General features: G+C 44.7%; 12 protein-coding genes and 2 pseudogenes. 3 read left to right on the top strand and 11 right to left on the bottom strand.

Annotated features, from left to right (window positions below):
* Nucleotides 1-104: 104 nt before the first annotated feature.
* The 7 genes from BLT91_RS19250 to BLT91_RS19220 form a co-directional block, all read right to left on the bottom strand.
* Nucleotides 105-974: a carbohydrate ABC transporter permease gene (locus BLT91_RS19250; protein WP_090823860.1), complete on the bottom strand. Its 870-nt coding sequence runs from the start codon at nucleotides 972-974 to the stop codon at nucleotides 105-107.
* 12 nt (nucleotides 975-986) lie between these two features.
* Nucleotides 987-1,898 (bottom strand): ABC transporter permease, encoded by a 912-nt coding sequence (locus BLT91_RS19245; protein WP_254777025.1) that lies wholly within the window; start codon nucleotides 1,896-1,898, stop codon nucleotides 987-989.
* A gap of 189 nt (nucleotides 1,899-2,087) precedes the next feature.
* Complete coding sequence (locus tag BLT91_RS19240; RefSeq protein ID WP_090823858.1) at nucleotides 2,088-3,617, bottom strand: response regulator transcription factor; 1,530 nt, start codon at nucleotides 3,615-3,617, stop codon at nucleotides 2,088-2,090.
* Complete coding sequence (locus tag BLT91_RS19235) at nucleotides 3,595-5,436, bottom strand: sensor histidine kinase (protein ID WP_090823855.1); 1,842 nt, start codon at nucleotides 5,434-5,436, stop codon at nucleotides 3,595-3,597. Before BLT91_RS19235 ends, BLT91_RS19240 begins: the two co-directional genes overlap by 23 nt.
* 47 nt (nucleotides 5,437-5,483) lie before the next feature.
* Nucleotides 5,484-6,479 (bottom strand): glycoside hydrolase family 130 protein, encoded by a 996-nt coding sequence (locus BLT91_RS19230; RefSeq protein WP_090823853.1) that lies wholly within the window; start codon nucleotides 6,477-6,479, stop codon nucleotides 5,484-5,486.
* Nucleotides 6,480-7,171: 692 nt separating this feature from the next.
* Nucleotides 7,172-7,975 (bottom strand): phytanoyl-CoA dioxygenase family protein, encoded by an 804-nt coding sequence (locus BLT91_RS19225; protein ID WP_217635249.1) that lies wholly within the window; start codon nucleotides 7,973-7,975, stop codon nucleotides 7,172-7,174.
* Between the two features lie 46 nt (nucleotides 7,976-8,021).
* On the bottom strand, nucleotides 8,022-9,584 hold the full coding sequence (locus BLT91_RS19220; RefSeq protein ID WP_175532399.1) for an extracellular solute-binding protein: 1,563 nt from the start codon (nucleotides 9,582-9,584) through the stop codon (nucleotides 8,022-8,024).
* Between the two features lie 107 nt (nucleotides 9,585-9,691).
* Here BLT91_RS19220 and BLT91_RS31765 point away from each other — a divergent pair, with 107 nt between their 5' ends.
* Nucleotides 9,692-10,084 (top strand): hypothetical protein, encoded by a 393-nt coding sequence (locus BLT91_RS31765; protein WP_175532398.1) that lies wholly within the window; start codon nucleotides 9,692-9,694, stop codon nucleotides 10,082-10,084.
* Nucleotides 10,085-10,140: 56 nt separating this feature from the next.
* Here BLT91_RS31765 and BLT91_RS19215 read toward each other — a convergent pair whose 3' ends face one another.
* From BLT91_RS19215 to BLT91_RS19200, 4 genes and pseudogenes are all read right to left on the bottom strand, one after another.
* Complete coding sequence (locus tag BLT91_RS19215) at nucleotides 10,141-11,022, bottom strand: carbohydrate ABC transporter permease (protein ID WP_090823849.1); 882 nt, start codon at nucleotides 11,020-11,022, stop codon at nucleotides 10,141-10,143.
* Nucleotides 11,023-11,038: 16 nt separating this feature from the next.
* On the bottom strand, nucleotides 11,039-12,010 hold the full coding sequence (locus BLT91_RS19210) for an ABC transporter permease (RefSeq protein WP_254777023.1): 972 nt from the start codon (nucleotides 12,008-12,010) through the stop codon (nucleotides 11,039-11,041).
* A gap of 661 nt (nucleotides 12,011-12,671) precedes the next feature.
* A pseudogene (locus tag BLT91_RS19205) lies at nucleotides 12,672-13,284 on the bottom strand (ABC transporter ATP-binding protein).
* Nucleotides 13,285-13,326: 42 nt separating this feature from the next.
* Nucleotides 13,327-13,688, bottom strand: a pseudogene (locus BLT91_RS19200) (sigma factor); the annotation flags it as partial.
* A gap of 114 nt (nucleotides 13,689-13,802) precedes the next feature.
* On the opposite strand from BLT91_RS19200, the gene BLT91_RS19195 reads away from it, so the two are divergent.
* Both BLT91_RS19195 and BLT91_RS19190 read left to right on the top strand, forming a co-directional pair.
* Nucleotides 13,803-14,177, top strand: coding sequence for a hypothetical protein (locus BLT91_RS19195; protein WP_090823847.1), 375 nt, complete (start codon nucleotides 13,803-13,805; stop codon nucleotides 14,175-14,177).
* Nucleotides 14,153-14,587: a hypothetical protein gene (locus tag BLT91_RS19190; protein ID WP_141225034.1), complete on the top strand. Its 435-nt coding sequence runs from the start codon at nucleotides 14,153-14,155 to the stop codon at nucleotides 14,585-14,587. Before BLT91_RS19195 ends, BLT91_RS19190 begins: the two co-directional genes overlap by 25 nt.
* The last annotated feature ends 49 nt before the right edge of the window (nucleotides 14,588-14,636 follow it).

Here is a 14,636-nt window from a genome sequence, read left to right as displayed (position 1 = left end):
TCATACATTTCCCTTACCCTACGAGCCCCTTGCTAACCTCTTACGATTTCACGATTTCACAATTTCGCTGGCCTCCGATCCACCTCCCCAATGTCATGTACAAACTACCCCTTCACAGCGCCGAGCATGACACCTTTGACAAAGAATTTCTGTACGAACGGATAGACAACCAGCATGGGAATCATCATGAGCACAATCGCCGCCGCTTTGACCCCTTCAGCAACGAGCTGCACCGTATCTTCCGGCGAACGGAGCTCATTCAGGAGCTGCTGATTTTGCACCATTTGCTGCACAAGAACGGTCATATTGTACTTATCCGTTGAATTGATGTAGAGCAGAACGCTCATGAAGTAATTCCAGTAGGATACGCCATAAAACAACGTCAACGTAGCCAACACTGGCATCGAAAGCGGAAGTACAATTTGCGCCAACAGCCGCCATTCACTGCAGCCATCTATTCTGGCCGCCTCTTCCAGTTCTGCAGGAATCCCCTCGAAATAGGTGCGCATAATGAGCATATTGTAGGTACTCACCAAAGCCGGAAGCCAGAGCGCACCGTAGGAATCGATGAGCCCCAAACCTTTAACCACTAAGAAAGTGGGGATAATGCCACCGTTAAACAACATCGTGAACACCATAGCCAGCGTGAAAAATCGACGTGCATAAAAGGAGTTTTTGGACAGCGGATATGCGGCCAAAATCGTTGTCAGCATACTAAGCACAATGCCAACACTGGTAATAACAACGCTGTTAAAGAACGATTGCACGATCTTGGTCCCTTTAAACACCTCTCGATACGTATCTAACGTGATATCTATGGGCCACATCCCCACTTCACCAGAAGCGATCGCTCTTGCACCGCTAAGTGACATCGCGAATACATGAATTAACGGCAACAAGCAAGATAGCGCTAGAAGCATTAATACCAGATAATTAACCATATTAAAGATTTTCTCGCCACGCGTAGATTTCATACCCCTAACCCCCTACCACAGTCCCTGTTTAAATTTCCGGGCAATCCCATTCGCCGACAGCACCAGAAGAAATGAAACGACGGATTCGAACAATCCCATTGCCGAAGTCAAGCTAAACTGACCCTGCTGCACACCAACCCGGTACACATAGGTACTAATAACCTCCGATACAGAGCTAACAACGTTATTCTGTAGGTTAAACACCGGATCGAATCCGACATCCATGACCTTTCCTATGGCCAAAATAACAAGCAGCACAATGGTCGTCTGTATACCCGGCAGGGTAACATGCCAAATCTGCTTCATCTTACCTGCACCATCCATGGCTGCTGATTCATACAAGCTCGGATCAATGGCACTCAAGGCTGCCAAGTAAATGATGGCGTTGTAGCCCATCTCTTTCCATACACCCGATGCCACAAATATAGCAATCCATGAACCCGGGTTATATAGGAAGGGATACGGCTCACCAAAGTGATTCTCAATCCAATGGTTAATGGCACTCGACTCCATAGAGAATATTGTGAGTACAAGTCCTCCCAATACGACCCAAGACAGAAAATGAGGTAAATAAACAACCGTCTGAACGAACTTTTTGAACCAAAGCCTACGCACTTCATTCAGTAATATGGCGAGGACAATCGGTACAGGGAATCCGAATATGAGACTTAGTAAACTGAGCACTAGCGTATTGCGAATAATATTAAGCGTTTGCGACTGGTGAAATAGTGTAATGAAATTGTCGAGGCCCACCCAAGGGCTGTGCAGCACGCCGTCCGTAAAGTTATAATCCTTAAATGCGATCATCAGCCCGAACATCGGAAGGTATTTAAAAATAAGAAAAAATAGCACTACAGGAATAAACATCACTAACAAAGGCTTATTTTGATGTAACCTTTTCTTATTGATCATCCTAGAATCCATCCACCACACCATCCTGACTCGTTGTTCTTGTACCCTTATTGTAAGAAAATCGGCAAGCTGCAACATCTACGAATGTTGGGGAAATAGAGACGATTTTTAGATCTTTTTTTGTTTTATCACATGACAAAAAGCCCTCATTGTCAGTTTCTGACAATAAGGGCTTCCTGGATATATGTCGGCATTGCTGCCTTATTTCTGATGTGATTTCCGATAATCTTTCGGCGATAAGCCTGTCGTTTGCTTAAATAACTTAGCAAAATAATTCGGCAAATCATACCCGATCATGCCGGATATTTCCGTTATTTTCAAATCCGTATTAGACAACAGCTGCTTCGCTTTCTCCATCCGCAATTCGATTAAACAATCGATGAAGCTCCGCCCTGTTTCCTTTTTGAACAGATGACTGAAGTACGTTGCATTCAAATGAACCTGAGAAGCTACGAGCTGCAAAGGCAGCGCCTCCGCATAATGCTCCTCCATGTACCGAGTCGCCTTCAAAATGGCGTTGCCGTTGTATTTGTCCTGCCATTTCTCATAGCTACCCAAAAAGCGGTCTATCTCCGCCTGCATCCAAACCTCGATCTCATGGATGTTGGCGCACGCTTGCAGCTTGCTCATGCGTTCCGTCAAATAGGAGGACTCCTGCTCCAATTCCAACTGCTTACGTGATGTTTCCTGCAAAGCAAAGCTCAGCGTCAAAGCCTCAATCTGCCGACTTTTAGGCGGCATCCCGCGAACCTCATCCATCCATTGCGACAAGTATTGCTTGAGCAGATCGACTTGCCCCGCTACCATATAGGCCACGAGTTGGGCGCTGATCAAATGCTGACGCGTACTGCTTATCGGTGAATCCGCTGCAGAACGGTCATCTCGCTCTCGCTCGACTTGCTTCGCATCCAATCCAGCTTCATAGAGATCTGCTAAGTGCGTTATATCTGAAACCTCAGCTACGATGTGAGATCTAACAGATAGCCCCAGAAGACGCTGAATCGTCTCGCTTGCTGTTTCACAAACATGTTCCCCTCCCTCAGTCTCTCTCATCAAAAGAACAACTCGTCCATATTCAATGAGCAGCAACTTACCTGTGACCGCATTTTGCTCCATCAATTCACTGATAATGTTCAAGACAGCGAACTGCAACAAGGGCACGTCACTCTTGGCATATTGCTTATGTGCGGGATGATAATCCATGATTTGAAATAGTAGGAGCTTAGAGCCCGTTAGTTGCTGAACTAGTTCCGCAATAACTTCTTGGCGATAAGGGAACCGTAGGAAGATGCCTCTTAACGTGCCTTCCAGTAATAATTGGTGTTCATTCTGCTCTTTGCGTAGCCTCGCCTGCTTCTCGAGCAGGAGGACCTCTACTTTGGCTAATGCCTCAAAGATATCCTGCCCACTGCATGGCTTGATCAGCAAATCCAACGCACCGTATCGCAGCGCCGTTTGGGCATACTGGAAATCTTGATAGCCCGTTATCACGATAAACTCAATCCCTGGGAATCTGCTCTTCATTCGCTTCAGCAACTCTAAGCCGTCCATCAGTGGCATACGTATGTCCGTCATAACAAGATCCGGCTGCAATTGCTCAATCAAGCGCTCCGCCTCTTGTCCGTTCTCTGCTTCTCCGCATACATGCCAATCCGTTCCAGAGCCGCTGATCATTTTGGCAAGCCCTTTGCGAAACAAGGGCTCATCTTCAACCAGAAGGATTCGATTCATCTAATGTCCCTCCTTGGGCAGAATGCTGATCTTCACAGGGTAACGTCAATCGCAGGCGCGTTCCTCGCTCCAAGCTTTCGATTTCTAACTTGTACGGGTCGCCGCCATGTACCAAATATATACGCCTCATCACATTGCGAACACCAATGCTCTCTCTTTCTCGCCCAGGATCATAGATCGATTGATCTTCATTTAAAATGCGAATGGTATCCGGATGAATCCCGCAGCCGTTATCTTCGATTTCGATCTGCATGTCTGCCCCCTGACGGAAAGCTCGAATCGACAATCGCTTGTCGTCCGTTTGGTCACGGAAAGCATGCACAAACACATTTTCCACAAGCGGCTGAAGCAGCAGTCGCTGCATGCGGCAATGTGTTAACGACTCGTGAGCCTCGATATGAACGTGAAGCCCCTCCCCATGTCTTGCTTCCTGAATCGTAATATAATTACGAACTTGGGCCAGTTCATCCTGTAGCGTACTAGGTGTGGATATCGATGCCAGTGAGTATCTTAGCAGCTCCGATAGACTGGTAACCAGTGAGGCCGTTTCGGCATCATCGTACAACAGCATGATTTTCCAATAAATCGAATTCAATGCATTATGCAAAAAATGAGGATTCAGCTGCGCTTGGAGCGCCTTGAGCTCGGCCTCTTTTTCACTCAGTTTACTCACGTACACTTCCTGAATTAAAGCTTGGATATTCGCGACCATCGTATTGAAGCTATCCGCCAAAAAGGCAAACTCATCTTTCGATGTGGTCACAATCTCCACCTGTAAATTCCCCTTGCGTATCTGCTGCATCGCCTTCACGAGCATATGCAGAGGCTTCAGAAGCCTGCCGCTGAAGAACGACACACTTACCGCCATGAGCAGCACACTGACGAGGCCAGAGAGAATGGCAACCTGATACACCCGTTGCCCCTTCTCTTTGATGTCAGCGAGCGATATGCCGCTTACGAGTGTGAATGATCTCGGCTCATATTTGCTTTTCACAAATAGATATTCATTCCCGTGATTCTTCTGAATAAATGTGCCTTCTCGATTCTGCCACTCTGGAATAAAAGCTTCCTTACTATCCGGCTCACGGCTGTAGAGTAATTGATTATATTGATCGTATAAGTAGGCGCCTGTCGTTCGACCTGCCATTAGCGGCTTCATTGGATCTTCAAGGAAAGAATCATCAATAATCATGATCAGCATGCCGTAAGCGGTTTGCTGCTTCGTTGATTTAAGCAATCGTGCAGCGACCAAGCTGTTTTTTTCACCAGATCGCTCCGAAGAATCAGGGATCATTAAACGCTGCCAGACAATTTCCGCCTGGGTGCTTTTGAGCCCGCTTTTCACCTTCGTATAGAAGTCAGGGAACGTAATTTGAAAAGACGGGTTCGCATGACTGAAATAATAATTGTTCCCCTCTAAATCAACGATATATAACGCCTTTATTTGAGAGGTTTCATTTTTCAGGGGAAGCAAAATATCAGCTAAATCCCGCTCGAGCAGATACGTTTTGAATTCCTTGCTCTCTCCAGCAGTAGGTGCTGCTTGCATGTTTTGGACGATTTGCTCGACGAGTGGATGAAAAAAAATAAAATCCGTGATCCGGTACATATCTTGGATTTTCGAGCCGATTTGACTAATCGATTGTTCACTCGTATTCAAATATTGCTTGCTAATCTCGGTCTCAAACAGATTCAAATAAATCCTATATGAAACGTATCCTGTAACCAGGGAGCATACGATGATAATCACAGACAGGGTCGCTATTAATTTCACTTTGAAATGCTGATGAATATATTGGAGAACATGCCGTGGTTTCAAAGGTTACCCTCCTGAGGGTGTACGTGAGAGCTTAATAAGATCGATATCTATTTTGAAAAACACAGTCTGATCAAGTCATCCACGTGGGCTGTTGCTAGACACTCAACTGTGTCTGCTGCACCATAATAAATCTTGACCTCACCATTCTCCTCCAGAATCATTCCGCCAGGAAAGATGACATCGTTGCGGAACCCGCCATCCGTCTCATAGCTAACCTCTGGTGCGAGTAAAGGCTCTGGGCATACACCGATAATTTTGTACGGATTATCCAAATCCAACAGCATAATACCCGCTGAATACCGCTTCTTCCAATATGGCTCCCAGCCGTTTTTGCCCCGAGATGCATCGATATCCACCGCGTGGAACGTAGTCAGCCAACCTTTGGTGGTTTTAACAGGCGGCGCTCCGGGGCCAATCTTGTCATTGGCAAAAGGAACCCTCTCGAGGCCCATTAGCAGTTCCGTATTCCCCCAGTATTTCAAATCAGGAGAATCCGACATCCAGATATCAAAGCTATCCTTGCCACCTTTCCCGTAGACGGGGAAGGGGCGCTCCAGTCGTATGTACTTGCCTCCGATACGTTCAGGAAATAGGACCATATTGCGATTGTCCGGCGCCGATAAGCTGAGAATTTCGAAGTTAGCGAAATCGTCGGTCACAGCGACACCGCCTCTTACACCATGCTTCGTATCGACAGCAAAGCAAAGATAACAGCGCCCGTCAATGACCGTCAGACGCGGGTCATACGTTCTCATAATTTCTTCGTTCTCGATGCCAAAGACCGGCTTATCTTGCACATTCCAATAGACGCCGTCGCTACTGTAGGCAAGCCCGAGATTCGTCGTGCTGATCGGAAGCAGGGTTTCCTGCTCTGTATTTCCGTAATCGTTACGGAACATCATGACATACTGCCCTTGGAATTTCGTAACGCCAGCATTGAAAACAAGAGCAGGTTTATAAGGGACATCGTGAGCTGTCAGAATCGGGTTATTGGAATGTCGCATGATACACGGGCTTGATATTAGTGAGCTGCTACCTAGCATAGATGATTTCCTCCGTACTATATAATATTTCGATAATTTACGCACGCATTTTCATCGGCGGGGACCTGCTGCGCAATTCTCTATGCCAGTGTACACGTTCTAACTAGTTGTAACATTCAATAACTATCGAAAAATGGATACAATATTTAGATGATGCCTGACCCTTTTACTACAACTTATCCGTTACGCTCTACTGCCAGTTAGCTTAGTAATTACTAACCCCAAAATAAAGTTCCCCGCAGCAAGCTGCGGGGAATTAGACCCTTAGAGATTAAAAAAGCCGCTTTCTACGCGACATTTTCAGACATTAACCTATTTATATGCCAAGAGTCCATTTTGACTATATAAGTTTGCCAAGAGTATAAAAATAACAACCGATTTACGGGAATATAAGAATAAAACATCACGGAATTTCCGGATTTATTGACAATCTAGACGATCGAAAATGTTACAAACCCAGCAATCACAAGCCATCTGAGAAACACGGTAAAGTTATGACCATTCACGTTGCAACTTTTTGGGTTAAGTCGCACAAGTTATATATACCAGTCAATATTCAAAATGATACCCCAAAATAAAGAAGAAACGCAGACTATCTACAGATAGCTGCGTATAACCGACTCTATTTCTTTGCTTTGCTTATTAACTCGACGCACAACTTCAAACGATCCATTATCTCTTGCAAGATAATGTTATACCTTTAAGCCCTGCTCTTTCAGCCAAACCTTCAGAGGCACATCGCCGTCTGTGGGCGTATAATATCCGTTGCAGTTTATACCGTCCCCCAGCATCTGGCGCCGAATAGGGTCTGACTTCTCCAAAAGCTCCTCCACCATAGTCATATCGTCCTTTCTGCGGATCCATCGATAGCCGTATCCGTAGAAAAGTACTTTCCGTGTTATATCAGACCAGTTCGTGCTTGCAGCATGCCACAACCGGCGGTCGAAGAAAACGGCTGTCCCCGGTTTCACGCAAACGGGGATGGCACCGATCGGCTGGCCTATACCGTTCTCGGGAAGCTCCATAATATCATGCAGATGACTATTTGGCACAATCCAAAAGTTCCCCCTGCCCGGTACGGAAAGATCCGACAAAAAGTAAGCTACCTTTAGTGAAAGTCTAGGTCGCGGATGAGTTTCTATTTCCATATTGACCCGCCCACTATCCTGATGCCAACTAAACGTCTTCTCGCTTTTTTCCTGACCTGATGGGGGGGTGACGATCATATGAGTATGATACATGTAAATATTCCAGCCTAATAGATCCCATACCTTCGGAAGTACTTTGTCGTAATCGACAAGATCCAGAAAGAGCTGATGATCCTTCACGAAATCGGTATACATCAGCGCTTTGGTTGTATCATGACCTTCATTGATTTTACGTTCCCAAATCCGGTCCACTTCCACCGTTAATGCCTCCACCTGTTCTGAAGAAAGAATATTTTCCAAGACTAGGTATCCCGTCTCATTAAATATATTGCGTTCTTCCTCAGTCAAGCCGTACTACAAGCATGTCTTTTCCATATAAGCCTCCTTTAGATTTTTATTTATAGTAGCTATACGCTTTAGCAAATTCTTTATAAGCCTGTTTGAATTCCGGGAGATTGTTTAACTTATTGACATAGGATTTGTAATCATCCATAGAAATTTGCCCGACAATTGCTTGTGTCATCATAGTTTTCCATTCGTTTGAATATTTCGGCCAAGTCTTAACCCAAGTATCAGAAATCAGCCAAGTGAATATGTTGTACACGCCGACCTTTTCATAGTCTGCCACTTGTTTTCTTTTTTCTTCTAAGTACTCTTTAGGAGCGGCAGTATTATCAACGAATCCCAATTTCACGTAAGCCATTGTCCCTGCCCCGAGACTCATCGTATTGATTTCTTTCAAGGAAAGCTCGGTCGGCACCTTTTGGCCGTTTATGATATTGTAATGAACTCCCTCAATTCCGTTGTAAGCAAAGTCTGTAATTTCCGGAGAAGTTGTTGAGTCAAAATATTTCAGAATTTGCTTTACTTTTGCCTCTGGCACCTTCTTAGAGATGAATATTCCACCGTTAACTCCTGACGATAATTCAACCGAATATCCTCTTGGTCCCTTTAACGGAGGAAGGGCGATAATTTGCGCTTCAGGCTTAATCTTTTTGGCCTGCACTTCATAGTTGTAGTGATACTTGATGCTTCGCATGTAAGTAGCCGCTCTCCCCGTCGAAATCGCTTCCTCCATCTGCGTCCTTTTCATAACCATGAATTCCTTCGGTATGGAACCGTCCTGATAAAGCTGTCTGTACCATTCGATTAAAGAGGTATACTCGTTCGTCAGCTCATGCCAGACAAGACCTCCCTCGTTATCATAATGCGGCGCGAATCCGCCGAAAGCCGCTTCAAACGGCCCAACACCTTCGCCAGTGGATTCATTAATACCAACTAATCCCATCGTGTCTTTTTTACCATTTCCGTCCGGATCTCCATTGACAATCTGTTTAAGGGCATTGCGATATTCATCCAAGGTAGTCGGCACAGGAATTCCAAGCTTATTCAGCCAATCTTTTCGGATATTTACAGCGTTATTAATAAGGGATCTGGAACGCGGCAAACCGTATATTTTGCCATCTACAGAAAGAAATTTAGTCCAGTTCGGAGAGGCACTGTTTTTGAGGTTTGGATACTGGCTCATGTCTCCCAAGAAGGGGGTCAAATCCCAAAACGCTCCGTTCCTAATTGCATTAATCATGTTTATGCTTAGTCCCGGATTCGGATATGCAATGACTTCAGGAAGATCTCCAGACGCGAGAATCAGATCCAACTTCGCCATCACTTCCCCCGAAGGGACCCAATTGGCATCAAGTTTTACATTTAATCGTTTCTGATACTCTTTCCAGTACGCGTTATTCATGTCGGGCATCTCATTATAAAGCCCGCCGAAGATCTGGAGTTGAAGCGGTACTCCAACGTTGGAAGAATCTTTTGTTTTATCATTAGACGGACTGAAACCTTCTTTTGCTACATTGCCATTTGAAGAACAGCCACTTGCAAGAACAACCAACATACAGCAAACGGCCACAGAAAAGCTTGTACTCTTTTGCCACTTCCCTTTTGATAACAAGTCGTTTCCCCCTATCAAAGTTTTAATGTGTGGATGTGCTGCGCTCCCGTAAGAACTTTTGCCTAGATGAATACGCCTAATCTGCATTCACATCCTCCGTTACTCGAATGCAGCGACAAAAGGCGGCTAACGGGCCTCGCAGGCCGAACCGTCAACATCGTAACCGATTATGCATCTGTTTCCATGCACTCTCATTTGCGACATTCGGTTCACCTCATTTGTACGAACTGGTATACTCGTCATCCAGCCGCAGAATGACAACGGGCAACCAGGAGACGTTCCCCTTGACCGTCATTACTTTAAATTCGGAAACCATTCGATTCCTCTTTCCGGTAGAAAACGTATCAATTGTGCCTGGAAGCCCAATGAGCGCCAGTTATGCCATACCCTCAGAGCGTCGAATATTCGAATGTCAGGGTATTGTCATCAGTATCGTCCTCTTCCGTTATACAGCACAACTTTTGTTCATTATAATGAACACCGTTCATATAATTGCTTAAAAAATTCCTCTGCTACCTGTGTATGTCAATAGCAATTTTGCAACTTAAGAATGATATTATCCTTTGACAGAACCCAGCATAACCCCTTTTGCGAAATACTTTTGCAAGAACGGGTAAACCACAAGAATGGGCGCCATCGACAAGATTATGGAAGCCATGCGGATCGTTTCCTGCGGTAGCATCCGATCGTCACCGCCTGCTCCGGATTGACCGACGCCGGTAGAATCCGAATCAATGATAAGCGTTTTGACAAGCACCTGTAGCGTCCACTTCTTAGAGTCCGAGATGTAAATAAGCGCGTTGAAATAGGTGTTCCAATGAGTGACGGCGAAGAACAGTGTGAATGCCGCTATGGCCGGCATCGATAACGGAATGACAATGCGCAGGAACACCCCGATATCGGAACATCCGTCGATCTTACTCGAATCTTCAAGCTCAGGTGGGAGCGACTCCAGAAAGCTTTTAATCACGATCAAGCTCCATGCATTCGTTAGCCCCGTTAAAATCAAGGACCAATAGGAGTTAAGCAGCCCCAGTCCTTTGATTAATAGATAGCTCGGAACGAGCCCCGCATTAAACATCAGTGTAAAAATAACAAGGTACATGATTAAACCGTGTCCGGGCATCGTTTTCTTAGTCAAGGCATAGGCCATAGAGAAGGTTACGATCACGTTAAGGACCGTACCGACAAATGTAACAAAAACGGTGCTTTTCAGCGCGTTGAGAAAGCTGTCGGTAGATAATATATACTTGTAGGAAGCCAGAGACAATTTTTCAGGAACTAAATAAAATTGGAGAGGGATGTAGGTCTGGGGATCCGTAAAGGAAACACTGAATACATAAATGAAAGGAAAGATACAAATTAGCGATATTATGGAAAGAACCGAATAATTTACCCAATCGAACAACGTCATCCGTTTATGAGCAACAAAACTCATATTACATTCCCTCCCTTTAGTAAATGCCTTCGTGGCCTAACTTCTTGACAATGTAATTAGCCGTTAAGACGAATACGAGACCGACTACGCCTTTAAACATCCCCACGGTGACCCCAATGCTGATTTGTCCATTCAAAATGCCGTACGTGTACGAATACGTATCGAACACTTCTGAGACGGACCGAACAAGCGGATTTTGCATCAGCAATAGCTGTTCAAAGCCAACATCGGCAATATGGCCAAGCCTTAAAATCAGCAAAATAATGATGGTCGAGCGAATGGCCGGTAGCGTGATGTGCCAAATTTGACGCCAACGGCTAGCCCCGTCCACAACAGCTGCTTCATAGCGTTGCGGATCTACACCTGCCATTGCAGCAAGAAATATGATGGTCCCCCAGCCCGCTTCCTTCCACATACTTTGTACGGTGATGAGCCCCCAAAAATAATTGGGGTTAGACAGAAACGCCACACTCTCGTGACCGGCACCAGTAATAAGCTTGTTCACGATACCCACATCGGAAGAAAGAACAAAGAAGGTCATACTTGCGACAACGACCCATGATAGGAAGTGAGGCAAATACACAATTGACTGGTTGATGCGCTTAAATGCCTCATGTCTGATTTCATTCAGCATAAGAGCCAGGACGATCGGTACCGGAAACATAAAGATGAGTCCGATCAGGTTGATGCCAAGCGTATTTCGCAGCATGATATAAAAAAAGTTATCCGTGAACAATTTCTCAAAATTCTTTGTTCCAACCCACGTACTGCCCAGAAAGCCATCAAAGGGATTATAGTCCTTGAATGCAAGCAGTAATCCCCACATCGGCACGAATTTAAATAGGATAAAATACACTATACCTGGCAATGCGAGCAAATACATATACTTATACTGCAACATACGGGCCCCAAGGCGGGACCAATAGCCGGTTATTGGTCGATACATTGTTTTGAACTTCGTGTCATCCGTTGCTGCGGGCTCCAGCATAACATGCACCTCTTTTCTATCACTGTCATTTGTCCCATACGTTCTAACACTGTCACTAACCATTTAGTCGTAAAGCAACAAAGCTTATAAAAATTATAAGCTCTTTGATATCAGCATAAACCGCCGCTTACACAACTTCAGAGCGTACCCTACAGTTACAGGTTTTCACGCCCCCTTTTTAGATTACTAAAAGTACCAAGTCAGTATTCTACTATAATATAGAAAACATATAAAAAAAGATTAACCTAATCACATCTTAAAGCGGATCAATTTTCGCGTCAATTAATATATCAAATCCATGTTATATATTGTTTCATTTCACAAAATAAGTGATAATGGATTGTTTTTTACGACAACTTAATGTAATTTTATCTTACATAAAGTCTCCGAAAACACATGTTTTGTTTTTGATGGTAATTGTATACTTGAGCTTGATCACTTTGTTCTGAGATTCCTTCAATAATTTTTGGAATATTCTCCATAACGATTTTAGTCATTGCTGCTGGGCATATGAACGTTAATAATGAAACATTTTGCTTTATAAGAACCTCTTAATCTACAGTTTTTCCCATCATTAAAACGCATAATTCTCACGATAAGTTTCGTTATCCATATGTAAATAACAAACCGGCACTCCATCGGAGTACCGGTCCTTATCCACCTATCCAACCTCACTCAACCGCCTATCCCGAAAATACACAACCCGCTTCGCCTGATGAGCAATTGCCAAATCATGCGTAATCAAAACAATCGTCCTGCCCTGCTCATTCAATCTCTTGAAAATGTTCAAAATCTCCGGCCAGCGTCCTGAGAATCGCAACTCGCTGCTGCTGCCCTCCGGAAAGCTCCGAAGGCAGATGCCGCCTGCGATCCGCTACATCCACCGCTTCCAACGCTTGCATAACAAGCGGCTCCCGTTCACGCTTACTCATGCCCCGATAAATAAGCGGCAGTTCCACATTCTCATATGCATTAAGCCGTGGCAGCAAATTAAAGCTCTGGAAAACGAATCCGATCTTCCGATTCCGAATCTCAGCAAGCTGAGCATCCTTCATCTGATTGATCGCCTTCCCATCCAGCACATACGCCCCATGATCCGCAACGTCCAAGCAGCCTAAGATGTTAATCAGTGTCGACTTCCCTGACCCCGACGGGCCCATAATCGCCACAAACTCGCCATGATCGATTTCCAGGGAAATATCATCCAACGCCCGAATCGTTTCCCCGCCCATCACAAAGTTCTTGCTCACATGCTCCAACTGGATTAAGGTCATACTCTTGGCCTCCATTTTCTGAAACCAAATAAATGAAGTAAGCGACACATACGAACGCGAAATCCCCAGCTCCTTCGCAATCTCCCGCTGCGTCCGCTCCTCCCCAACCGAGCTCCAGCCCGAACCGCCCGACAACGACTTCCTCTCGCGGTCATCCAATATATCCAATATATCCAAGTTCCGATATATCTTGCTCTTCTCTATCTTCAGCTGAACCTTATCCACGACATCGTCGGCCTCCGTACCGAGAATGTCGATGAGCGTAATTTCATTCCCCTCTTTGTAGCGAGCTTCGTGCCTTTGTTCGGCGAGAACGACTCGATCGCTTTGATCAATCCGATCGTTCCAATCGAGATCAAATCTTCTAAATCTTCGCCTGTGTTATCGAATTTTTTGAGATTGTGAATACGAAACAACGTTAAATGTCTTGCTGCCGTGATGGGCCACCGTAATGCATTAATAAATTTACAGGAGAACTGAGTATAAGCAACTGAATTCAAAAGGAGCCTAAATTCAAAATGTTAAGTTCTACAACAACACTTGCTTTCTCAATGTATTCTTCCCCTGGAATCTATGCTGTTTTGCTTGGATCAGGTGTATCTAGGGCTGCTGGGATACCGACTGGATGGGAAATCGTCCTCGATTTGTGCAGGAAGATTGCCCAAGCTGAAAGTGAAGATCCTGGACAACACCCGGACCAGTGGTATCAGCAGAAATATGGCAGCGAGCCAAGGTATGATGAGCTCAAAGAGCAGATAAGCAGGACACCGGATGAGAGACAAGCGCTCCTCAATCAGTATTTCGTTCCAACCGAAGAGGATCAAGCGGAAGGGAAGAAAAAAAACAACTTGCAGAATATCCAAGTGACGTGGAAGTATTGCTTGCTGGCATAATGTCGGTTAGTTATTACAACGATAATGGTGAGCTTAAAGAAAGGGAATATACAGCCTGTCAGAACCATATTTATGATGTCTTGCGTCCATATTTTCAGTCTATTTTACCGACAGAAAATGAATATAGCGAAGCGTTTGATCAATTTGATTTTTTGCTTGGATTAGCTCTCTCTGAATTGAAAAACGGATGTGGCCCCATTGGACGATTTGGCTGGGGTCATGCAAGTCACCAACATATTACTGAGTTTTTCCAAAATGGTAGCAGATTAGGGGAAGATTGGGGTGTTGTTCGAGATCTTTTTAATGGAGATAGAGTAAAATTTGTTAAGGTCTTAACTGGATATGAACAATTTATCAACCAATACGGATGGGGTAGTCCTTATAATATTACACAATTTTTTCAAGAATAGATTGTATAGTAGCCGAGAGTGATATCCATAAATCGATAATATAAAAATG

The sequence above is a fragment of the Paenibacillus sp. yr247 genome (assembly GCF_900103825.1).
Taxonomy (GTDB): Bacteria; Bacillota; Bacilli; order Paenibacillales; family NBRC-103111; genus Paenibacillus_E.
The sequence above is the reverse complement of the archived record's forward strand: the minus strand, read 5'-3'. Positions and strand labels throughout refer to the sequence as shown.